Origin of the sequence: Parahaliea mediterranea (assembly GCF_017255185.1) — a bacterium.
Taxonomy (GTDB): domain Bacteria; phylum Pseudomonadota; class Gammaproteobacteria; order Pseudomonadales; family Halieaceae; genus JAFKCZ01.
The window spans coordinates 1-22,581 of record NZ_JAFKCZ010000025.1; the positions used below are offsets into that span (position 1 = coordinate 1).

The window sequence follows — 22,581 nt, forward strand, 5'->3', positions numbered from 1 at the left end:
AGAAACAAGTCCGTATGGACTTACGTCGATAATCTGAAGATGGCACAACTTGGGCCAGCCTTCTAAGAAGGCTGGCTTCACAGCCCCCTTATAGGGGGCTAAAAGCAAGTCTGCGTTCTAAGAACGCAGATGTTTACTCCGCCGACTCCCCGGGGCTGGTTCGCCAGTGGCGATTTTTCAGCCAGGTTTCAGGCAGCGTGCTAAGATAGTGTGATTCTAATTGGTACGATAGTACCAACAATGCCGCCGCCAACAACGAGCCGAGAGATACCCGATGCGACTGTCGATCCTGATACTGCTGGCCTGCCTGTCCGCGCTGGCGGCCCGGGCCCACGCCGAGGCCGACCTGGCGCGTGGCGAGTCGCTCTACGCCACCTGCGCCAGTTGCCACGGCGCCGATGCCGGGGGCAATCGCGCGCTGTCGGCGCCGCGACTCAGCCACCTGCGGGAGGTGACGATCGTGGCGCAGCTGGAGAAGTTCCGCGCCGGCCAGCGCGGCGGCGAGGGCGCCACCGCGAGTGCCCGGCAGATGGCGCCGATGGCCGCCACTCTGCCCGACGAGCAGGCCCTGCTGGACGTGGCGGCCTATATCGCCACCCTCGACAGCCCGGTATCGCCGGCCACCGTGGAGGGCGACCCGGCGCTGGGCGCGGACTACTACAACCAGTTCTGCGGCGCCTGTCACGGTCCCGGAGCGGCCGGCAACGTGGCCCTCAATTCGCCGGCCCTGGCCGGTGGCGACGACTGGTACCTGGTCGCGCAGCTGCAGGCCTTCCGCGCCGGGGAGCGCGGCGCGCAGTCCGGGGACAGGACCGGCCGCCAGATGCGGGCCATGGCCGCGGTGCTGCCCTCGGAGCAGGCGGTGGCCGACGTGGTGGCCTTTATCCGCTCGCTGTCGGAGGGCGAGTGAGCCGCGTGTTGCGGCAAGCGCTCGCCCTGTGCGTGTTGTGCCTGGGCGTCGCGGGCGCCGGGGCGGGGGAGCGCATTCGTCTCAACACCGACTGCCCGCCAGGCTTCGAACTCAGCGCCGGTCACTGTGAACTGCGCAGCCTGTACCAGCGCTACGCCTCGCTGCAGGACGCCGGTGTCGGCGGCCTGAAAACCGGGCTGCCGGATTACCGCGACGGTTTCAGCCCGCGGCAGATCGACCTGGGCCGCTACCTGTTTTTCGACCCCTTGCTCTCCGCCGATGGCGACGTGTCCTGCGCCAGCTGCCACCAGCCCGACCGGGGTTTCGCCGACGGCCGCGGCCGCAGCGTCGGTCACGACGGCCAGCTGGGGACGCGCTCGGCGCCGAGCCTGTGGAACGTGGCCTTCCAGCAACGCCTGTTCTGGGACGCCCGGTCCGGCAGTCTGGAACAGCAGATGCAGGGGCCGCTTTACGACCCGGTGGAGATGGCCAATACCCCGGCGCAACTGTTGGCGAGCCTCAACGGCGTGGATACCTACCGGCGACTGTTTGCCGAGGCCTTCCCGGACAGTTATGAGCCCGCCCAGGGCATTACCCTGGAGCAGATCTACCGCGCCATCGCCGCCTTTGAATCCTCGCTGGTCTCGCTTAACAGCCGCTACGACCAGTACGCCCACGGCTACGCCGACGCCCTGACCGCGCGCGAGAAAGAGGGCCTCAACATCTTCCGCTCCTTTGTCGCGCGTTGCGCCGAGTGCCACACCCCGCCGCTGTTCACCAACCAGCAGGTGGCGGTGATCGGCACCCCGGAGCCGGAGGGCATGGCTTTCGACCCGGGCGCCGAGGTGCTCGGCGAGTCCAGCCAGCGCGGCGGCTTTAAAGTGCCGTCGCTGCGCAATATCGCGCTCACCGCGCCCTATATGCACTCGGGGCGCTTTGCCACCCTGCGCGAGGCGGCCGAGTTCTACACCCTGGGGCGCGGCCACGCGGTGCCCGAGGGCGAGGAGCTGAAGATTCACTGGCATATCTGGGAGCCGCAGCTCAGCGACAGCGAGCTCGACCGCCTGGTGGATTTCATGAACACCCTCACCGATGAACGATTCAAACCGCGGGAGCCGGCGCTGTTACCCTCCGGACTGGCGCCCGCACACCGAACCACAGCTCGTGGGGGCGAGCTGGCAAGTGGAGAGCAGAACAATGAATAAACTGGTACTGGTGATTGGCGCCGCGGCGCTGTTGGCCGGCGGCTTCTACGTCGGCAAGTCACAACAGGCCGCGCCCACGGTGATCAAAGTGGACAGCCAGCCGAAGGCGGCCTTCTCCTCGGGGGGCGCCGAGGAAGTGGCGGCGGCCGGCAGCGGCGCGGTGCGCGCCTGGGAGACGCCCACCACCGGCGCCCTGGTGGTGGTCAAGGACGGCGAGTCGATCCAGGAGGCGGTGGCGGCCGCCGAGCCGGGCACGGTGATCAAGGTGATGCCCGGCACCTACAAAGAGACGGTCTATATTGACAAGGACAATATCACCCTGTCCGGGGTGATCGAGGCGGGCCGCTACCCGGTGCTGGAGGGGGAGGGTGTCCGCAATGACGCCATCCTCTACTCCGGCAACGGCGTCACCATCGAGAACTTCACCATCACCCACTACAAGGGCAACGGGGTGATGGGCCAGGCCGGCAACAACTTCATCATCCGCAACAACATCGTGGTGGACACCGGGGTCTACGGCATCTTCCCGCAGCTGGGCAAGAACGGCATCGTGTCCCACAACATCCTGTCCGGCATCGAGGACGCGGCGATCTACGTGGGCATGTCGGAGAACGTGGACGTGGTGCACAACGAGGTGTTCGAGAGCGTGGCCGGCATCGAGATCGAGAACAGCCGCAAGGCGCTGGTGGAGAACAACTACGTCTACAACAATACCGGCGGCATCCTCGCCTTCATTACCCCGGGCCTGCCGATCAAGACCTGTGGCGATGTCATCATCCGCAACAATTTCGTGGTCAACAACAACCACGAGAACTTCGCCATTCCCGGCTCGCTGGTGTCGAACATCCCCCAGGGCACCGGCATGATCGTGATGGCCTGCGACGACGTGGTGATCGAGGGCAATATCGTCTCCGGCAACGAGTCCATGGGCATCGCCTTCACCGACTTCGCGCTGGCCAGCAGCGCCGCCACCGACCCCGACTCGGAGCCCAACCCCAACCGGCCGGTGATCCTCAACAACATCATGCACGGCAACGGCACCAGCCCGGCGCCGGCGGTGCGCGCCATCCTCGCCGCCATGCTGGAGACCAGGGGTCCTGACATCGTCGATACCGTGGGCATGGACGACGGTTGCATCCTCAACCCGGAGCGCTTCCGCACCATCGGCCTGGACAAGTACGGCGAGTGCGACTTCGACACCACCATGAACGTGGCCAGCTACACCCTGCCCGAGCGGGTGCCGCCGCGGAACAAGGAGCACCTGGAAACCGGCAAGCTGGTGTACTACGGCATCTGCGCCGGTTGCCACGCCTACAATTCGCGCATGATTGGCCCCCCCGCGCAGATTGTGCAGGCCCTGTACATGGACGACCCCGAGGGCATCGCCGCCTACGCCGCCGAGCCGGTCAAAAAGCGCGAGGACTACCCGGAGATGCCGCCCCAGTCCCATCTCAGCGACGAGGAGCTGATGGCGGCGGCGGAGTTCATGCTGCGGCTCGACAAGTAGGGCCCGTTTTCCCTGCGCCGTCGGCTGTCATGGCCGGCGGTTTTTTTGGTCGAATGAATTCGACCCTACAGGGGGGTGGACAAGTAGGGCCCGTTTTCCCTGCGCCGTCGGCTGTCATGGCCGGCGGTTTTTTTTGGTCGAATGAATTCGACCCTACAGGGGGGCGCTCCCTGTAGGGCGGAATTCATTCCGCCGCTTTTTGGTTTTATGCCATATCTGGCAGTAAATTGTCATATTTGGCAAGACAGCTGGCGCGCTGCCCGCGATCCAATCCGGCCATCTCCCCCCGGCCCGAAAAAATAATGCTATCTATCAATAGCTTACGAGCTTTCCGTCGATGGGGCGACAGCTGGCACAGGTATTGCTCTATATAAAGTGTTATGGAGTCGAAGTGGGAGTTCGGCGTGGAGTTTGACCCTGTTCTACTGGCGCGCATCCAGTTCGCGGCCAATATCAGTTTTCATATCCTGTTTCCGGCCGTTTCCATCGGCCTGGCCTGGGTGCTGCTGTACTTTCGCTGGCAGTACACCCGCACCGGAGAGCGCAACTGGGAGCATGCCTATTACTTCTGGGTGAAGATCTTCGCCCTCACCTTCGCCATGGGCGTGGTCTCCGGCATCACCATGAGCTTCCAGTTCGGCACCAACTGGCCGGGCTATATGGAGCGGGTGGGCAATATCGCCGGGCCGCTGCTCGGCTACGAGGTGCTGACCGCCTTTTTCCTGGAAGCCTCTTTCCTCGGCATCATGCTGTTTGGCAAGAACCGGGTGTCCAACCGCATGCACCTGATCTGTACCTTCCTGGTGGCCTTCGGCACCACGCTGTCGGCCTTCTGGATTCTCAGCCTCAATTCCTGGATGCAGACCCCGGCGGGCTACCGCCTGGAAGACGGCGTGTTCATGGTGGAGGACTGGTGGGCGGTCATCTTCAACCCCTCCTTCCCCTATCGCCTGGTGCACATGCTGCTGGCCTCGCTGTTGACCACCGCCTTCCTGGTCGCCGGGCTCAGCGCCCTGCGCATGCTGCGCGGCCTCGGCGGGCCGGGTACCGTGAAAGTGCTGCGCACCGGCGTGGTGCTGGCGGCGGTGGTGGCGCCGCTGCAAATCCTGTCCGGCGACCTGCACGGGCTCAATACCTTCGAGCATCAGCCCGCCAAGGTCGCCGCCATGGAGGCGGTGTGGGAGACCGGCACCGGGGTGCCCTTTACCCTGGTGGCGCTGCCCGACGAGAACAGCCGCAGCAACCGCCTGGCGCTGGAGATTCCCTATGCCGCCAGCCTGGTGCTGACCCACCATGTCGATGGCGAGGTGCCGGGCCTGAACGATTTCCCCGGCGCCCACCCGCCGGTGGCGCCGGTGTTCTGGTCCTTCCGGGTGATGCTGGGGGTGGGCATGGCCATGCTCGCGGTGTCCTGGTGGGGCGCCTGGACCCTGTTGCGCCGGCGCGAACCCGGGCGCGGCCTGCTGCGCGCGCTGTCGCTGATGACCTTCTCCGGCTGGGTGGCGGTGCTGGCGGGCTGGTACGTGACCGAGATCGGCCGCCAGCCCTGGATCGTCGACGGCCTGCTGACCGTGGAGGAGGTGGCCGCGTCCCACAGCAGCGCGACCGTGGCCGGCACGCTGTTCGGTTACGTGCTGCTCTACGCCGGTTTGCTGGCCGCCTACATCGGCGCCCTGCGCAATCTCGCGCGCAAGCCGGCACAGTCCCAGGGGGAGCCGGCGTTCGGCCCCCTGACCAGCGTATCCGGGGAGGTGTGAGATGGAATACTGGTTGCCAATCATTTACGTGGCCACGATGGGGCTCGCGCTGCTGATTTACGTGGTGCTGGATGGCTATGACCTCGGCATCGGCATGCTGTTGCCGCTGGCCCAGGAGCGCGAAAAAGACCTGATGATCGCGTCCATCGGCCCTTTCTGGGACGCCAACGAAACCTGGATCGTACTGGGGGTGGGGGTGCTGTTCATCGCCTTCCCCTCGGCCTACGGGGAAATACTCACCACCCTCTATTTGCCGGTCACCATCATGCTGTTTGGCCTGATCCTCCGGGGCGTGGCCTTCGATTTACGGGTGAAGGCCGGCGACCACCGGCGGCAGTTGTGGAACCGGGCTTTCTTTTTTGGCTCGGCCACGGCCTCCGCGGCCCAGGGCTGGATGCTGGGTTCCTACGTGACCGGCCTGCAGGGCGGCGCCCTGGGCCTCGGATTCTCGCTGCTGATCGCGCTTACCCTGCCGGCGCTGTACCTGCTGCTGGGCTGCGGCTGGCTGCTGATGAAGGCCGAGGGCGAGCTGCTGGAAAAAGCCGCGCGCTGGGCGCGCCTGGCCCTGTGGCCGATGGGCCTGGGGTTGCTGGCGGTGTCGCTGGCCACGCCGCTGGTGAGCGAGGTGATCGCCGCCAAGTGGTTCAGCTGGCCCAATCTGTTGCTGCTGGCGCCCATTCCGCTGGCCTGCCTGGCCTGCTTCGGCGCCATGATCTATGCGCTGGAATACCGCCGGGGCTTGTACCTGCGGCGCCCCTGGCTGGTGTTCGTGGCCAGTGTGGCGATCTGCCTGATGGCTTCGCTGGGGCTCGCCTACAGCGTGTTCCCCGACGTGGTGATTGGCCGCATGACCATCTGGGAGGCCTCCGCCTCGGTGGCCTCGCTGCGGTTCACCCTGGTGGGCGTGGTGATCACCCTGCCGCTGATCCTGTTTTACACCGTGTACGTCTACCGCGTGTTCCACGGGCGGGCGACGGAACTGACCTATGACTGACAACGCGAGGGATTTGTCATGAGCGATAAACCCGGATTCACCGTCGACCTGGACTGCCGCCCGGAGGTGGTGCCCTTCTTCGACGAAGACACCAATACCTTCTCCTACGTGGTGAAGGACCCCTCCTCAAGCGCCTGCGCCGTGGTCGACTCGGTGATGGAGATCGACTACGCCGCGGGCCGGCTCAGTTGCGCCGGCGCGGATAAGATCGTTGAGTATATCCGCGACCACGGCCTGCAGCTGGAGTGGTTGATTGAAACCCATGTGCACGCCGACCACCTGTCGGCGGCGCCCTACATCCAGGAGCGCCTGGGCGGCAAAATCGGTATCGGCGAGCATATCGTCACCGTGCAGGAAACCTTCGGCAAGATCTTTAACTCCGGTACCGAGTTCGAGCGCGACGGCTCGCAGTTCGACCGCCTGTTCAGCGACGGCGACAGCTACTTCGTGGGGGGGATGGAGTGCCATGCGATGCACACCCCCGGCCACACCCCGGCGTGCATGACCCACGTCATGGGCGACGCCGCCTTCGTCGGCGACACGCTGTTCATGCCCGACGGCGGCACCGCGCGGGCGGACTTCCCCGGCGGCGACGCGCGCACGCTTTACCGTTCGATCCACAAGGTGCTGTCGCTCCCGGACAGCGTGCGCCTGTTCATGTGCCACGACTATATGCCCGGCGGCCGCGCGGTGGAGTTCGAGACCTGTGTGGGTGACGAGAGGCGCGACAACATCCACGTCGGCGGCGGCGTGACCGAGGACGATTTCGTGGCCATGCGCGAGGAACGCGACGCCACCCTGGGCATGCCGCGGCTGATCCTGCCCTCGCTACAGGTCAATATGCGGGCCGGGCACCTGCCCCCGGGCGAGGACAACGGCACCGTTTACCTCAAACTGCCCCTCAACGTGTTGTGAAACCGGCGGACAAGGCGATGGATATTAAAACACTGGATACCGAACTGACCGTCTCCGGGCAGATCCTGCCCGAGGACGTCGATACTCTGGCGCGGCGCGGCGTGCGCTGCCTGATTTGCAACCGCCCCGATGGCGAGGGCGCGGACCAACCCAACTTCGCCGAAATCGAGCGCGCCGCGCAGGCGGCGGGAATCGCGGTCCACTACCTGCCGGTCACCACCGGCGCGGTCACCGACGACCAGGCGGCGCGCTTCGGCGCGCTGCTGTCGGCCGCGGACGGTCCGGTGCACGCCTACTGTCGCAGCGGCATGCGCTCCACCACCCTGTGGGCGCTGTCCCGCGGCGACAGCGGCCTGTCGCTGGAGACCATCCTGCTGCGCGCGCGCGAGGCCGGCTACGATATGTCGGGAGTCGCCGCGCGGGTCGCCCACTCCGGGGTCAGCGTCGGCGAGATGGAGCTGGCGAGCTACGACGTGGTGATCGTCGGCGGCGGCGCCGCCGGGATCGCCTGCGCGGCCAGCTTGCGCGAGCGCGACGCGTCGCTGTCGGTGGCTATTGTCGACCCGGCCGACGTGCACTACTACCAACCGGGCTGGACCTTCGTCGGCGCCGGCATCTTCTCGCCGTCCACCACCGCGCGCACCATGGCCTCGCTCATTCCCCGGGGCGTGGACTGGGTCAAGGCGGCGGTGGCGGCCTTTGATCCCGCGCGCCACGCCGTGGTGCTGGAGGGCTGCCGCCTGCTGCGCTACCGCACCCTGGTGGTGGCCGCCGGCATCAAGTTGAACTGGGAGGCCATTGAGGGCCTGGTGGATACCCTTGGCCGCAATGGCGTGACGTCCAACTACCGCTACGACCTGGCGCCCTACACCTGGAAGCTGGTGCAGGAGACCCGCGCGGGGCGAGCGCTGTTCACCCAGCCGCCGATGCCGATCAAGTGCGCCGGGGCGCCGCAAAAGGCCATGTACCTGTCCTGTGATCACTGGCTGCGGCAGGGCCGCCTGCGCGACATGGAGGTGGGTTTTTACAACGCCGGCGGAGCGCTGTTCGGGGTGCCGGAGTACGTGCCGGCGCTGATGCGCTACGTGGAGCGTTACGGCGCGGCGCTGAACTTCCAGCACAACCTGGTGCGCGTCGACGGCGAGGCGCGCCGCGCCTGGTTCGTGCGTAGCGGCGAGGACGGCCAGAGCGAGGTGGTGCAGCGCGAGTTTGATATGATCCACGTGGTGCCGCCGCAGCAGGCGCCGGATTTCGTGCGCGCCAGTCCGCTGGCGGACGAGGCCGGCTGGGTGGACGTGGACCAGTTCACCCTGCGGCACAAGCACTTCGAGAACATCTGGTCACTGGGCGACGTGATGAATGCACCGAACGCCAAAACCGCGGCGGCGGCGCGCAAGCAGGCGCCGGTGGTCGCCAACAACGTGTTGCACTTCCTGGGGCGCGCGCGCGGCCTGGCGCGCTACGACGGCTACGGCTCCTGCCCGCTGACCGTGGAGCGAGGCAAGATCGTGCTGGCCGAGTTCGGCTACGGCGGTAAACTCCTGCCCAGCATGCCCCGCTGGTTGATCAACGGCACCGAGCCCAGCCGCCTGGCCTGGTATCTCAAGGAGTGGATGCTGCCGCCCATTTACTGGAAGGCCATGCTGCGCGGCCGCGAATGGCTGGCGCGCCCGGTGATCACCGAGGGATGACGCGCGCGCGTTCAACACGGCCGCGGCTGGCGCGTTACCTGCCGGCCCTGGCCTGGGGGCGGGACTACACTCGCGAGACCCTGGTCAATGACGCGGTGGCGGCGCTGATCGTCACCATCATGCTGATCCCCCAGTCGCTGGCCTACGCCATGCTGGCCGGCCTGCCCCCCGAGGTCGGCCTGTACGCCAGCATGCTGCCGCTGGTGGCCTACGCCCTGTTCGGCAGTAGCCGCACCCTCGCGGTGGGGCCGGTGGCGGTGGTGTCGCTGATGACCGCCTCGGCGATTGGCCATTTGGCGGCGCCGGGCAGCCTCACCTACCTGCAGGCGGCCGTTTTGCTGGCGCTGTTGTCGGGCGGCATCCTGCTGGTGATGGGCGCGCTGCGGCTGGGCTTTCTCGCCAATTTCCTGTCGCACCCGGTGATTTCCGGTTTTATTACCGCCTCGGGTATCGTGATTGCCCTGAGCCAGCTCAAGCATGTTCTCGGTGTGCAGGCCGCGGGCAGCACCTTGCCGGAACTGCTGCCGGGCCTGTTCGCGCAGCTGGCGGCGGTGAATGTACCCACCCTGCTGGTGGGGGGCGGCATGCTCGCCTTCCTGTTCTGGGCCCGCGCCGGCCTGCCGCGCCTGCTGCAACGCCTGGGCGTGCCGGCCCTGCCCGCCAAGGTGCTGGCGCGCTCGGGGCCGGTGTTCGGCGTGTTGGTCACCAGCTTCCTGGCCTGGTGGCTGGATTTGGGCGCGATGGGTGTGGCGCTGGTGGGCGAGGTGCCCTCGGGGCTGCCCGGCCTGGCGCTGCCGCAGGTGGCGGGCCTGCCCTGGCGCGAGTTGCTGCTGTCGGCGCTGCTGATTTCACTGATCGGTTTTGTAGAGTCGGTGTCCGTCGGCCACACGCTGGCGGCGCGACGTCGCCAGAAGATCGACCCCAACCAGGAACTGTTCGGCCTCGGCGCCGCCAACGTGGCGTCGTCGTTCTCTGGCGGCTACCCGGTCACCGGCGGCTTTGCGCGCTCGGTGGTCAACTTCGACGCCGGCGCCGAAACACCGGCGGCAGGGGTGATGACCGCCGTCGGCATTGGCCTGGTGACCCTGTATTTCACGCCCTACCTGGCGTACCTGCCCACCGCCACCCTGGCGGCGACCATTATCGTGGCGGTGCTGTCGCTGGTCGACCTGTCCCTGCTCGGCCGGGCCTGGCGATTCGGCCGCTCCGATTTCAGCGCCGTGTCCATCACTATCCTGGTGACCCTGCTGCTGGGCGTGGAGGCGGGTGTCGCCTGCGGCATCGTGGTGTCCCTGGGCCTGCACCTGTACCGCAGTTCGCGCCCGCACATGGCGATTGTGGGCGAGGTGCCGGGCACCGGGCACTACCGCAACATCGACCGCCACCAGGTGGCCACCCGGGGCGACCTGCTGTCGCTGCGCATCGACGAGAGCCTGTACTTCGCCAACGCCAGCTTTGTCGAGGACCGGGTCATGGACTGGGTCGACAGGCGGCCCGAGGTCCGTCACGTGATACTGATGTGCACCGCGGTCAACGAGATAGACATGAGCGCGCTGGACGTGCTCGAATCCATCAACCGGCAGTTGCGCGACCGGGGAATTACCCTGCACCTGTCGGAAATCAAGGGGCCGGTCATGGACAGCCTGCGCACCACCGATTTTCTCGAGCAGCTGAGCGGGCGCGTGTTCCTGTCCCATCACGACGCGGTTTGCCGCCTGGGCCGGGAACTCGACGAGGCCCGCCAGGCGCATGTTCTCAACTGGGAGATATAGCTATGCAGGGTTTTCCACATCACTATGCCGTCAGTGCGCGGGCAGCGGAGAGCGGCGACGTCACCCTCAGCGCCGCCGGGCTGGCGGATATTGCCAGCGCGCCCCCGGCGGAGTTCGACGGGCCGGGCGATCGCTGGTCGCCGGAGTCGCTGCTGGTGGCCGCGGTGGCGGACTGTTTCGTGCTGACCTTCCGCGCCATCGCCCGCGCCTCGAAACTCGATTGGCTGGAGCTGTCCTGCGAGGCCGGGGGCGAACTCGACCGGGTGGAGCGCGCCACGCAGTTCACCGCGCTGTCGTTGAAGGCCACGCTGAGGGTGCCCGCTGGCGCCGACACTGAGAAGGCCGAACGCCTGCTGCACAAGGCGGAGGCGGGCTGCCTGATCACCAACTCCCTCAAGTGCCCGGTGACCCTGGACTGCGAGGTCGTGCAGGGCGACTGACGCGGCGCTGGTGCCGACGCCGGGGCACGGCGTACACTCGTGACCATGCTTATCGCCACCGACAAACCCTCCGTCGCCACCCTCGGGCGCATGCTAGAGGGCTACGACTGCCCGGCCATCCTGGTGTCCGCCGACTACCGGGTCCTGGCCACCAACCGCGCCTACCGCGACGCCTTTGGCGAACTGGATACGGCGCGGGTTCACCACTGCTACCAGGTGTCCCACGGCTATGACGAGCCCTGCGACCGGGCCGGGGAATCCTGTCCGCTGGCCGCGGCGACCGAGTCCGGCCACAAGGAGCGCGTGCTGCACATTCACCAGACGCCCCGGGGGCGCGAGCACGTGGATGTGGAGATGGTGCCCATTCACGACGACCAGCAGCGCCTGCAGTTTTTCATCGAGTTGCTCAAGCCGGTGCCGCTGGCCAGTGGCAGCCTGGGCGATGTGGAAATGGTGGGACAGAGCGAGGCCTTCAATCGCATGCTGTCGCGCATTGCCCGCGTGGGGCCCAGCGACGCCTCGGTGTTGCTGCTCGGCGAGTCCGGCACCGGCAAGGAGTTGGCCGCCCGCGCGCTGCACATGGCCAGCCCCCGCTCGCGCGGCGCGCTGGTGACCCTGGAGTGTTCGGGACTGACCGACACCCTGTTCGAGAGCGAGTTGTTCGGCCATGTGAAGGGTGCGTTTACCGGCGCCCACTCCAACAGGCAGGGCCTGGTGGAACTCGCCGATGGCGGTACGCTGTTCCTCGACGAAATTGGCGACGTGCCCTTGCCGCTGCAGGTCAAGCTGTTGCGCCTGCTGGAAACCGGGACCTTTCGCCGGGTGGGTAGCGCCGAGGTGCGCACCTCGGATTTCCGCCTGGTCTGCGCCACCCACCGCGACCTGCCGGCGATGGTCGACGCGGGGGAGTTTCGCAGCGACCTCTACTACCGGATCAATGTTTTCCCGATCCACACGGCTTCTCTCGCCGAGCGGCGGGAAGACATTCCACTGCTGGCCGCGTCCCTGCTGCAGCGCCTGGGCAAGGGTAAAAAGTATCACCTGACTGAATCCGCCATGCGCCTGCTGGTGGATTACCACTACCGCGGCAATATCCGCGAGCTGCGCAATTTGCTGCAGCGTGCGGTTGTTCTGACCGACACCAATGTCATCGATCGCCATGTGATTGCCGACGCCATCGGCGATGGCGGCGCGGTTGTCCCGGACCGCGAAGCGGTAGCTGGCGAGTCCACCTGGGTGGATTTGAAAACCGCGGAAGCGCGCTATCTGCGCGAGCTGATGGCGGCGCACGGCAACGACAAGGAGAAAGTGGCGCGCATCGCGGGGATCAGCCTGCGTTCGCTGTACCGCAAACTCGAACCCGACGATATGAACGACGCCGGATAGGCGAGCAATAAAGCGTTACAGTTGCGCGGGATTGCGTCTACACTACCTACGCGGTACCCGATTATCGAGGGAGTGCACAGCGTATGTTGGAGAAAGAACTGGCCCAGGCCACCAAGATGGCGGAAGAGGCCAATAAGAAAGTTGAACAGCTGCGCAAGAAGCTGTTGGCGGAAACAGCGAAAGCGCACGCCCGGGCCAAGAAAGATCTGGCCTCGGCGCGCAAGCAACACAGCTCGGCCAACGAGCGCCTGAAAAAGGCGCGCACGGCCCTGCGCAGCAAGGTGACCTCGGCCAACCAGAAGAAGGTCGAGCAGCTGATGAAGCAGGTGCAGGAGCTGGCCGACGCCGTGGCGGGTATCGCCAAGGCGGCCTACGAGTCGGCGGAGAAACTCATGCCGATGCAGGCCGACGCCGCCCTCGAGGCGCGCAAGGCCCAGGCGGCGGAACGCGCCGCGACGATGGTGGAGAAGGCGGCCGGCCGGCAGGCGAAAGCCAGGGCCAAGAAGGCGGCGGCGAAAAAGAAAACCACTGCCAGGAAGCGGCCCGCGGCCAAGAAAAAAGCCGCGGCAAAGAAAAAGGCCGCCCCGCGGAAGGCCGCCCCGAAGAAGAAAGCCGCACCGAAGAAGAAAGCCGCACCGAAGAAGAAAGCCGCACCGAAGAAGAAAGCCGCACCGAAGAAGGCCGCTGCGAAAAAGACTGCTGCGAAAAAGACTGCTCGGAAAAAGGCCGCCCCACGGAAGGCCGCCCCACGGAAGGCCGCCCCGAAAAAGGCGGCCTGAGGTCGGCGCCGGCGGCGCGGGCTGACTCAGTCCGCCGCCGGCACCACCCGTATCAGCGCGCCCTGCTCGCTGTCGGTGAGCAGGTAGAGGTAGCCGTCGTCGGCGCTGTAGACGTCGCGAATGCGCGCGCCCAGCTCGGAAAACAGCGCTTCCTCCGCGCGCACCTCACCGTCTTCCATATCCAGCCGCCGCACTTCCCTGTCCACCAGGGCGCCGATGAACAGGTCGCCGCGCCACTGGGGAAAGCGCTCGCCGCCGTACCAGGCCATGCCCGAGGGGGCGATACTCGGTACCCAGTAATGCAGCGGCTGTTCCATGCCGGGTAGCTCGGTGTAGGGCGAGACATAGGCGCCGCTGTAATCCACGCCGTAGGTGATGGCGGGCCAGCCGTAATTGTCGCCCGCGCGCAGCACATTCACTTCGTCGCCGCCCCGGGGACCGTGCTCGTGCAGGTAGACCCTGCCGCTGTCACCATCAAGAGCCAGGCCCTGGGTGTTGCGGTGCCCATAGGTCCACACCCGCGGCCGCTCGCCGTCGACGAAGGGATTGTCTTGCGGTGTTGCGCCGTCGTCCTGTATGCGCAGCACCTTGCCCAGTTCGCTGCCCAGGTCCTGGGCGGCTTCGCGGTAGTCGAAGCCATCGCCGGTCGCCACCAGCAGTGTGCCGTCGGGCAGGAACAGCAGGCGGCCGCCGTAGTGTTGGGGCGTGTCCTTGGCGTCGCGTACGCGCAGGATTTCCTCGACCGCTTCCAGTCCGTTGTCGCCCAGGCGGGCGCGGATCACCGCGGTGCCGTTGTCGCCGGGAGTGCCCGCGGCGAAACTCAGGTAGACCAGGCGGTTGCGCTCGAACCGCGGGTGCAGCCGCACATCGAAAAAACCGCCCTGGCCGGCGACGTAGGTCGTCGGCACGCCGGCTAGCTCGCGCGCCTCGCCGCCCGCGGCGGGAATCCGCAGCAGCCGTCCGCGGCGCTCGGTGACCAGGAAGTCGCCGCCGGGAAGCTGCGCCACCGACCAGGGATGGTGCAGTCCCTCGCTCAGGGTTTGCAGACGGTAGCCGGCGCCGTGCGCCCCGGCGGCGAACAGGCAGAGACATCCGAGCAGGCCCGGCAGCAGGCTGCGCAGGTTAAAGCGTGCGATTGGCGGTCGTGGCATGGACTTTCCCCGGCGGCGGTATCGCGTCATTATAGGCACAAATATCATGGGGGTTGAAAATGCTGCGCGTACTGAAGGCCTTTTTCCCGTCGCTGCTGCTCACCTATGTGGTGGCGAGTGTGCTGGCCACCGCCTCGGTCATGTCCAGTTTGCGCGGCATGGGCGTGGACGTGGGAGTCGCCACCCAGTTGCAAGCCACCTGGCACGACCTGCTGGGCATGTCCTCGTCCTACCTGTTGATGATCCTGGTGGCCTTCGTCCTGGCGCTGCCGGTGGCGGCTTTGCTGGTGAGGCTGGCCGGCGGCTGGCGCCTGCCGCTGTTCCTGCTGGCGGGGGCGGTGGCGCTGCTGGTGCTGCACTGGCTGCTGTCGCTTACCCTGCAAGTGACTCCGGTGGCCGCCGCGCGCACGCCGCTGGGACTGGCCGGGCAGTGCGTCGCCGGGGCCCTGGGGACGGGACTCTACGCCCTGTTGAGCCGGCGTCCCGCCGACAACTGACACCGCGCCGACGCGCCGTGGCGGCCCCTCAATCGATGCCCGCCGCTTCGCGGGCCTCGTGGTGGCGCATCTCGTAGTTGGCGGCGAGGCGGTAGCTCAGGTAGTACTTGTAGATATTGGCCACGTACTGCACGGTCTCGCTGCCGATCTCCCGGGCGGCGATGATTTCCACATTGTCGAACCACAGGTTCGGGTCGTAGCCCTCGGCTTCCGCCGTGGCGCGCAGGCCGCGCACCCGCGCCGGGCCTGCGTTGTAGGCGGCCAGTGCGAGCAGGGTCTGGTTCAGGCGGTCCATGTTTGGATCGGAAAAATAGCGGTTGCGAATGAAATCCAGGTACTTGATGCCGGCGTGGATGTTGTTATCGGCGGTGCTGATGTCGGGGATGCCCACGTTCGGGTCCGCCGCCGTCGAGGGTAGCAATTGCATTACCCCGACGGCGCCGGTGTGCGAGCGTTTGCTCTGGTCCAGGCGCGATTCCTGAAAACCCTGGGCGGCGGCCAGCAGGTATTCCACCCCGTACTCCTCGCCGTAGGTCTCGAAGTACTCGGACAGCGCGCGGAAGCGCTCGTACTCGGTGTCGTCCAGGGCGTGGCCGGCCCAGTCGAAGTCGCGGATGTAGCGATTGCGCAGGATATTGCCCAGCAGGGTGCCCTCGCGGTGCTTGTTGAGGAATTGGTTGGCGGCCCGCATCAGTAGCGGACTGTTCGGGCGCATGGCCCAGGCCAGCCGGTCGCCCTCGCGCAATACAATGTCGTCGCGCACGGTGAGGCCCTCGAACACGCCCTCCCAGAGCTGGACCTTGTAGTCGTCGACCACCGCCCAGGGCAGCAGGCCGCCGTTGACCATCTCGATCAGGTCGTCGTCCTCCAGCAGTTCGGAAATGGGCTGGATGTCGATCGGTTCCCCGCCCGCTGCCACCAGGCGCGCGCTCAGGCTCTCGAGGCTCTCGCGATAGCTGCTGGAATGGCGCACGTGCACGGTCTTGCCCGCCAGGTCCTCGATGCCCGCCAGCGGTGGCGCGGTGGGGCCGGTCACCAGGATCTCCGACACCGGCTTGCTGACCGGCTTGGTGAAGTCCACCTGCGCGCCGCGTTCCGGGGTGATGGTGAGGCCGGCCACCACCAAATCGCCGCGGCCCTTGAGCAGCGCCGGGATCAGCTGGTCCCGGGCCACCGGAATGATCACCACGTGCACCCGCAGGTGTCCGCGTTCCATCTGCTCGTTCAGGTAGTCCTCGAACATGCCCATGGTTTCCGCCACCAGGCCTTTCTCGGCAGCGTCCTCCAGGTAGTAGCGGCCGGGGCCATAGACCGTGAGCACCCGCACCACGCGCCGTTCCTCCATGCCGTCGAGGTCGCCGGTCCAGGGCTTGTTGAAGGCCACCCGGGCCTCGGGCAGGGGTTGCGGCGCCGGTATCGCGTCGGCGGGGGCGCTATCGGTAGCGGCCGCGGGGGGTGGCTCCGGCGCCTGTTTGGCTTCGCCCGGATCGTCGCCCTCGCTGCAGGCGCTGAACAGGAACAGGTGGGCGACAAAAAAGAGAGGGACGAGACGGCTCAATCCGCGCATGGTTGCAAAACACCCCGGTGTGATTATTGGCGTCTGGACAATTCTGGGAGCTGCGCCGGTGCGGCGTCAACGCCCTGGCTGACGGGAATGGACACCAGGTAGTCCGCCGGGAAGTCGACGCCGTCGCGGTCACTGTCCAGTTGCAGGGTCGCCGGGCGGTCCGTGGTCAGCCAGGCGCCGCAGGCCTCGCCGGGGTCGCAGATCAGCAGGTCGTTGTCGGCGTCGGTGCCGGCGAACAGGCGGTAGCTGCCGGCGATGACGTTGTCGAAGCGGTAGTGGTAGCGCCCGTCCTCGGCGCGGCCGACGAACTGCTCCACCACCGAGCCGGTGTCGGGGTGAAACAGCAGGATGTACAGCGTGCCGAGGTTGGAGCCGGCGCTGTCGCCCACCGCCATCTGCACCTGGACCTGCAGGGTGTTGGCGGAAGATTGCACGGTGAGGGTGGCGCTGTAGATGCCGTCCGCCAGGCCGCCGCGGTCCACCACCAGGGTGTAGCGCCCCAGCCCGTTGGCGTCGATGTCGCTCGCGCTTACGTTCAGCCAGGGCTGGGACACGGCCAGCTGCTGTACGCGCACCGGGCTGCTGCCGCCGCTGGCCAGCACCAGTTCCAGGCTGTCGCGCTCGCTGCCGAAATTCAGGCTGCCGCTGGAGGCGGACAGGCGCGCCTCGGTCTGCACGCTGTCGCCGCGGCTGGCCAGGGCCGCGTTGACCGCGCGGCGCGCGTCGATCAGCCCGTGGCCGTAGAGATCGTCGCGGCCCGGCGAGCCCAGATCCGCGGTGAGTTCCCCACGGGCCAGCAACTCGTCCACCGCGGCGGGGCCGAGGTCCGGATTGATCGACTTCATCAGCGCGATCACCCCGCTGACGTGGGGCGCGGCCATGGAGGTGCCGCTGACAAAGGTGTAGGCGTAGTCCAGGCTTGCCCCCGCGCCGCTGGCGCCGGTACTGAGTACGCCGTCGGGGTAGCCGTCGCCGGCAATGTCGCGGCTGCCGTCGCCCCCGGGGGCGGCCACGTCGATAAAGGCGCCACGGTTGCTGTAGCTGGTGGCGCGGCGCTGCGCGTCCACCGCGCTGACCGATATTACCCCCTCGTAGGAGGCGGGGTAGCCGGGCTGGGAACTCGCCTCGTTGCCGGCGGCGGCCACCACGATCACCCCGGCGGCCCGCACCTCCCGGTACAGGGCCTGGGTAATGTTGCTGAAGCCCTCGCCGCCGAGGCTCAGGTTGATGATATCGGCGGGGCGCTCGGGCAGGCGCCCGGAATCATTGGCGAGCCCGGCGGCGTAGCGCACCGCCTGGGCCACGTCGTAGGAGGTGCCGCCCTCGTCCGAGATCGCGCGCAGCGGCATCAGGCGCGCGCCGTAGGCGACGCCGGCCACCCCGGTGCCGTTGTTGCCCGCCGCCGCCACCGTGCCCCCCACATGGGTGCCGTGGTAGCTGCTGGCGCCGGCTTCCTGGGTGTTGCCGGTGTCCTCCGGGTCGGGATCGATGCCGTCGCCGTCCCCGGCGACCTGTGGGTCGCGGATAAAGTCGTAGCCGGGCACCAGTTGCCCGCGGATATCCGGGTGGTCGGCGAGGATGCCGGTGTCGATCACCGCCACCACCACCTCGCTGCTGCCGGTGGATACGTCCCAGGCCGCCGGCAGATCGATCAGCGGGTAGTGCCATTGATAGCCCAGGGCCGGGTCGTCGGGGGTGAACAGCGGCCGCAGGCGGTAGTTGGGGCTGGCGTCGCGCACGCCGGGGCTGTTGCGCAGGCGCTTTATTTGTATGAGGGTCTCCCAGCGCGCGCGCAGCTCGAGGTCGGCGATGCGCTCCCCGCGCCCCGCCGCGGCGCCGAGGCGCGCGCGCTCGATGCCCGCCTCCAGGGTGGCCAGCAGGCGGGCGCGGCCCGGGCCGCCGCCGCGCTGGCGCATGCCCATGTGCCAGGCCAGGTCGTCGGGAGCCAGCTCCGCCAGTTGGGATGCCGGGCTGTCCGGCTCGTAGCTGACAATGGCCTCGCCCGCCACCAGGGGTGGCCGTTGTGGCAGCGCCGCGCCAGCCACCGGGATGCCGGCCACCGGATTGCCGGCCACCGGATTGCCGATGGCGAGGATGTAGTTGGTGGCGCCGTCGAAGGCGAACACGTTAATGGTGTAGCGGCCGTCCTCGGGCGCCACCACCTGCTCGAAATCGCCGGTCTCCACCGAGAAGTCGAGCACATTGCCGGCGAGGTCCCCCAGGTAGAGGTCGGCGTCGCCTTCGGCGGGTTCCGCCACCAGCAGGGTGACGGTCTGCCCGGCGAGCAGGTCCGCCACGAAGAAATCGTCTTCGTCGCCGCCGGTGCTGGACTGGCCCTCGGCGCCGCTGCCGGGCTGGTTGACGTAGCCGCCGAGGGTCACCGGGTTGCCGATGCGCTGGGCCGTGTCGACGGAGTTGTTGTCCACGGGCGCATTGGCGGGGTCGTTGGTGTCGCCGTCCACGTCCTGGAAGGCCGGGGCCAGGACAGTGCCGCTGATGGAGAAGCGGGCGGCGCCCGCTGGCGGCGCCACGCGCAGCGCCACCTGGGCGCTGGCCTCGGCGCCGTCGTCGTCGGTGACGGTCAGTACGAAGGAGAGTTCGGTGAGAGTGTTGACCTGGGGCGCGGTAAAGCTGGCCTCGGGGCCCTCGGCGCCGCTCAAGGTGACGGTGGGGCCGGCGGCCTGTTCCCAGGCCCAGCTGGCGATACTGCCGTCGCGGTCGGTGCTGTCGCCGCCGTCGAGGATGACCGTGTCGCCGGGGCTGGCCCGTTCGGGGGCGGTGGCCCGCGCCAGTGGCGGGCTATTGGCGGGGGGCGGGTTGTTGCCGCCACCGCCGCCGCCACCGCCACCACCACAGGCCGCCAGTAGTAGCGGCAACAGCAGGCTGGGGAGCAGTTGGGCTTGCGGCATGGTCGTTCCGGTGACGGCGCGATGCCCCAACCATAGCAGATATTCAGGTGTGCCGGTCGAGCACTCGCGCCGGCACCAGCACGCAGATCAGCGACAGCACCAGCGCCAGGACACTGAGGTTGATCAGCAGGGCGTAGTTGTTCTCCCCCAGCACCAGCGCCCCGATCATCGGGCCGCTGGCCAGGCCCATCTTGGAGGCGAAGCCCCCGAGCGCCGCGGCCTGGCCGCTGGCGTCGAAGGTCGAGCACATACCCAGCAGGTAGGAAATGACAAAGGCCCAGGTGATGCCCACGCCGACATTGGCGACCCAGAACAGGGCCTTCACGTCGCTGTAGTGCAGGATCCAGGTGCCGGCGACGGTGAGGGCGATGGCCCCCGCCACCGGCAGCAGGCGCCCGTAGCGCGTGGACAACAGGATCACCGCCACCGAGCCGGAAATGGCGATCCAGGCGGCAAAGCCCAGGGTGCTGCTGATAAAGCCGCTGTCCAGGCCGAAGAAGCGGCCCATGCCGATGATGTAGGCGTAGATCGCCATGTTGGCCGCCTGGAACAGGAAGGTCGCGGCGAGGGTCAGTGTCAGCAGGCCGCGGCGGGATACGAGGCTCTTGTTATCGCCCTGAGCGGCCGCCGCCACCGGCGCGCGCGCCACCGGGTAGTCGTCGAGGAAGGGCACCATCAGCAGAGTCACCACCGAGAAGGCGATCAGCGCCAGGAACAGGGCCGACACGCCGAAGTCGGGCACCAGCCCGGGCAGGTACATCAGTCCCAGCCCGCCGAGGCCGAACTGCACCGTGAGCAGGTAGCCGAAGGTGCGGTCCGCCTGGGTGGTGCGCGAGATCACCGCGAAGCCGACCCCCACCAGGGCTCCGCCGACGCAGCCGTGTACGAAGCGCAGGGCGATCATCGCCCAGGCCGACTCCAGCAGCATCGACGCGAAGTCGATCGTGATCAGGCCCAGCAGCAGGGTTACCGCGCAGGGCCGCCAGGGCAGGCGCTTGACCACAAACACCGCCGTCAGGGCGCCCAGCGCGGCGCCGTAGACATTGGCCGAGCCGACAAAGCCCGCCTCGCGGTTGCTGAAACCCAGGCCGCCGATCAGGCCGTCCACCAGCGCCGGCATGATATTGACGTAGAACAGCCCGGCGGTGGCCAGGAAGGCCAGCAGCACGCGGGCGATTTCGCCGTTGGCGGCGGCGGTGGGAAAGCGTCGCGCCGGTGGCGCCGCGGCGCCGGGGGTGGCCTGGTAGCTCATGTGGGTGTCCTTGTTATGGGCTTGGCTTGGGCGCAGAGCGGCCGCAGCTGGTTGATCTGGAGCAGGGCGTCGGCGAAGGCGAAGCGGCCGCCGTCGCTGAAGTAGTAATAGACCATGTCCCCCGGCAGCAGCAGGACATTGATGCCCCCGTAGCCGGACATAAAGGGCAGGGCCAGCGGCCTGTCGCAGCCCAGTAGCGGCGCGGCGTCGTAGGCCCAGAAGCCGTGCTGGTAATAGAGCCTGCCCTCGCTGGGGAAGATGCCGGCGGGATGCGGGCCGCGCTGCAGGGCGGCGGCGAGCATGCCGGTGTCGAGCCGGGCGTCGAGTTCGCCCCGGTTCAGGGCCCGGGCCAGTCGCGCGATGTCGTCCCGCAGCAGGGTGAGGCCGTAGCCGGTGAAGGGCTGGCGCGCCGTGTCGCGGCTGCGCCGGGTGTCCGCCAGGGCCGGGCTCAGGCCGAGGTCCCGCCACAGGGGCCGCAGCACATCGTTATACAGGTCGGCGCTGTCGCCGCGCTGTTGCCGCAGCAGGGTGGTCATCGCGGTGCCCAGCAGGTAGGTGTCGGAGCTGTGGTAGACGAAGGTCTCCCCCGGCGGCGCGCGGCGCGGCCAGCCGCTGCAGGCGAAGCGGATTTTTTGCGCGTGTTTTTCGGCGTTAAAGAATCCCGTCAGCATCGCCTCGCTGGCCTCGTCTTCCTGGGCGCCGGGTGCGCCGTAGTGGCCGGTGACCATGTTCAGGCTGTGTTCCAGGGTCACCGCCTGCCAGCCGTCGCCGTTCCCGCAGGCGCTCACCAGGTCGCTCACGCGCCGATCGCGGCTGCCGGGGTACTGTTGTTCCAGGCGCATCAGGCCCAGCCCGCCCACCAGGGATTTGGCCAGGGAGTAGGAGGGCAGGCTCAGCGCGTCGCAGAAGGGGTAGGGGCCCAGGCGCGTGGGGCAGCCGCTGGCGTAGTGGGTATCACCCACCACCAGGCCCCAGGCGCTGAGGTCCTCCCGGGGCAGCTGGCCGGCGCCGGCGAGGGCGTCGATGTCGAAAGCGGGCGCGGTTTCCTGCAGGGCCACCAGCGGCTTGACCGGCAGCCGCCTGGCCCGCAGCGCGCGCTGTGTCGCCAGCGCCTGCTCCGCCCCCGCCGGCGCGCCGGCGTGAAAGCGCGCGGACACCTGCCCGCGCAGGTTGAACTTAAGGTACTGGCAGGTCTCGCTGCCGATCAGCACCGTCACCGGCGATACCTCGCCGGACGCGTCCGGGCGCTCTGCTGATTTGTGCAGGCGCTCTCTCGATTTGTGCAGGCGAAAGTGCAGCACGCCGTTGTGGGTGCAGTTGGCGTTCTTTTCCTGCAGGGCGAAAGGCAGGCTCGCGTGCATCGCGTCGTCCCCCGGCGCGCGCCACAGGCCCCCGGGTTCCAGGAACAGGTCCCAGTGGGGGTGCGCGGTGCGCTGCAGGCCCCTTTGCAGCGGGATCAGCTCGGCGCCGTCCTGCACATAGTCGAAGGCGAAGTCGGGTAATTCGGCGATGCGCAGCTTGCGGTCTTGCGCCAGGGCGTAGTCGTCGCGCAGCACTTCGATGGCGAGCGCTGTTGAGAGCTTCAGTTCCAGGCGTCCCGCCAGTTGCCCCGCCGGTGGCTGGGCATCGGCGGGGGGCGTGACGGCCGCCATCTCACCGGCTTCGGCCAACTCCGCGCCGGCGTGACCGCGCCCGGCGGCCAGGACCGACAGGAGCAGCAGCGCGGCAAGACAGGCGCGCAGCGGGTTGTGCCGTGTGGTGTGGGGGTGCTTCAAGGCCGGGCGCTGGTGATGACTGTGTGGGCCACCGTAGCAGCGCCCCCCGCGCCGCCATAGAGCCAGTTAGTGCG

Annotated in this window: 17 protein-coding genes; 12 read left to right on the top strand and 5 right to left on the bottom strand. The window is 67.8% G+C overall.

Annotation, left to right across the window (positions count from 1 at the left end; all coding sequences use genetic code 11):
- Positions 1–274 precede the first annotated feature (274 nt).
- The 11 genes from JYP50_RS21180 to JYP50_RS21230 all read left to right on the top strand — a co-directional run bounded on the left by JYP50_RS21180 (position 275) and on the right by JYP50_RS21230 (position 13,356).
- The gene (locus JYP50_RS21180; protein ID WP_206562574.1) at positions 275–910 is read left to right on the top strand and encodes a c-type cytochrome; all 636 of its coding nucleotides are present in this window, start codon (positions 275–277) and stop codon (positions 908–910) included.
- On the top strand, positions 907–2,115 hold the full coding sequence (locus JYP50_RS21185) for a cytochrome-c peroxidase (protein ID WP_431311310.1): 1,209 nt from the start codon (positions 907–909) through the stop codon (positions 2,113–2,115). Before JYP50_RS21180 ends, JYP50_RS21185 begins: the two co-directional genes overlap by 4 nt.
- A complete protein-coding gene (locus tag JYP50_RS21190) occupies positions 2,108–3,622 on the top strand; it encodes a parallel beta-helix domain-containing protein (RefSeq protein WP_206562575.1) in 1,515 nt (504 codons plus the stop codon). Before JYP50_RS21185 ends, JYP50_RS21190 begins: the two co-directional genes overlap by 8 nt.
- A gap of 380 nt (positions 3,623–4,002) precedes the next feature.
- Positions 4,003–5,379 carry a cytochrome ubiquinol oxidase subunit I gene (locus tag JYP50_RS21195; RefSeq protein ID WP_206562576.1) on the top strand — a complete coding sequence of 459 codons (1,377 nt, stop codon included), beginning with the start codon at positions 4,003–4,005 and terminating at the stop codon, positions 5,377–5,379.
- 1 nt (position 5,380) lies between these two features.
- Positions 5,381–6,373 carry a cytochrome d ubiquinol oxidase subunit II gene (locus tag JYP50_RS21200; RefSeq protein ID WP_206562577.1) on the top strand — a complete coding sequence of 331 codons (993 nt, stop codon included), beginning with the start codon at positions 5,381–5,383 and terminating at the stop codon, positions 6,371–6,373.
- An 18-nt stretch (positions 6,374–6,391) separates the two neighbouring features.
- Positions 6,392–7,288 (top strand): MBL fold metallo-hydrolase, encoded by an 897-nt coding sequence (locus JYP50_RS21205; RefSeq protein ID WP_206562578.1) that lies wholly within the window; start codon positions 6,392–6,394, stop codon positions 7,286–7,288.
- A 17-nt stretch (positions 7,289–7,305) separates the two neighbouring features.
- Positions 7,306–8,979, top strand: a complete 1,674-nt coding sequence (locus JYP50_RS21210; protein WP_206562579.1) for a bifunctional protein tyrosine phosphatase family protein/NAD(P)/FAD-dependent oxidoreductase — start codon at positions 7,306–7,308, stop codon at positions 8,977–8,979.
- Positions 8,976–10,751 (top strand): SulP family inorganic anion transporter, encoded by a 1,776-nt coding sequence (locus tag JYP50_RS21215; protein WP_206562580.1) that lies wholly within the window; start codon positions 8,976–8,978, stop codon positions 10,749–10,751. Before JYP50_RS21210 ends, JYP50_RS21215 begins: the two co-directional genes overlap by 4 nt.
- A gap of 2 nt (positions 10,752–10,753) precedes the next feature.
- On the top strand, positions 10,754–11,191 hold the full coding sequence (locus JYP50_RS21220; protein WP_206562581.1) for an OsmC family protein: 438 nt from the start codon (positions 10,754–10,756) through the stop codon (positions 11,189–11,191).
- A 45-nt stretch (positions 11,192–11,236) separates the two neighbouring features.
- Entirely contained in the window at positions 11,237–12,577 is a 1,341-nt protein-coding gene (locus JYP50_RS21225) for a sigma-54 interaction domain-containing protein (RefSeq protein WP_241263411.1), read from the top strand.
- A gap of 83 nt (positions 12,578–12,660) precedes the next feature.
- Positions 12,661–13,356: a hypothetical protein gene (locus JYP50_RS21230; protein ID WP_206562583.1), complete on the top strand. Its 696-nt coding sequence runs from the start codon at positions 12,661–12,663 to the stop codon at positions 13,354–13,356.
- A 26-nt stretch (positions 13,357–13,382) separates the two neighbouring features.
- On the opposite strand, the gene JYP50_RS21235 is transcribed toward JYP50_RS21230, so the two are convergent.
- Positions 13,383–14,507 (bottom strand): PQQ-dependent sugar dehydrogenase, encoded by a 1,125-nt coding sequence (locus JYP50_RS21235; protein WP_206562584.1) that lies wholly within the window; start codon positions 14,505–14,507, stop codon positions 13,383–13,385.
- A 59-nt stretch (positions 14,508–14,566) separates the two neighbouring features.
- On the opposite strand from JYP50_RS21235, the gene JYP50_RS21240 reads away from it, so the two are divergent.
- Positions 14,567–15,004, top strand: a complete 438-nt coding sequence (locus JYP50_RS21240) for a hypothetical protein (protein ID WP_206562585.1) — start codon at positions 14,567–14,569, stop codon at positions 15,002–15,004.
- A gap of 28 nt (positions 15,005–15,032) precedes the next feature.
- On the opposite strand, the gene JYP50_RS21245 is transcribed toward JYP50_RS21240, so the two are convergent.
- From JYP50_RS21245 to JYP50_RS21260, 4 genes are read right to left on the bottom strand one after another with little or no spacing between them, the layout of a single operon-like run.
- Complete coding sequence (locus JYP50_RS21245; RefSeq protein ID WP_206562586.1) at positions 15,033–16,571, bottom strand: lytic transglycosylase F; 1,539 nt, start codon at positions 16,569–16,571, stop codon at positions 15,033–15,035.
- A gap of 23 nt (positions 16,572–16,594) precedes the next feature.
- Positions 16,595–19,480 (bottom strand): S8 family peptidase, encoded by a 2,886-nt coding sequence (locus JYP50_RS21250; RefSeq protein ID WP_206562587.1) that lies wholly within the window; start codon positions 19,478–19,480, stop codon positions 16,595–16,597.
- A 43-nt stretch (positions 19,481–19,523) separates the two neighbouring features.
- Positions 19,524–20,732 (bottom strand): MFS transporter, encoded by a 1,209-nt coding sequence (locus JYP50_RS21255; protein ID WP_206562588.1) that lies wholly within the window; start codon positions 20,730–20,732, stop codon positions 19,524–19,526.
- Positions 20,729–22,507, bottom strand: coding sequence for a serine hydrolase (locus tag JYP50_RS21260; protein ID WP_206562589.1), 1,779 nt, complete (start codon positions 22,505–22,507; stop codon positions 20,729–20,731). Before JYP50_RS21260 ends, JYP50_RS21255 begins: the two co-directional genes overlap by 4 nt.
- Positions 22,508–22,581 lie beyond the last annotated feature (74 nt).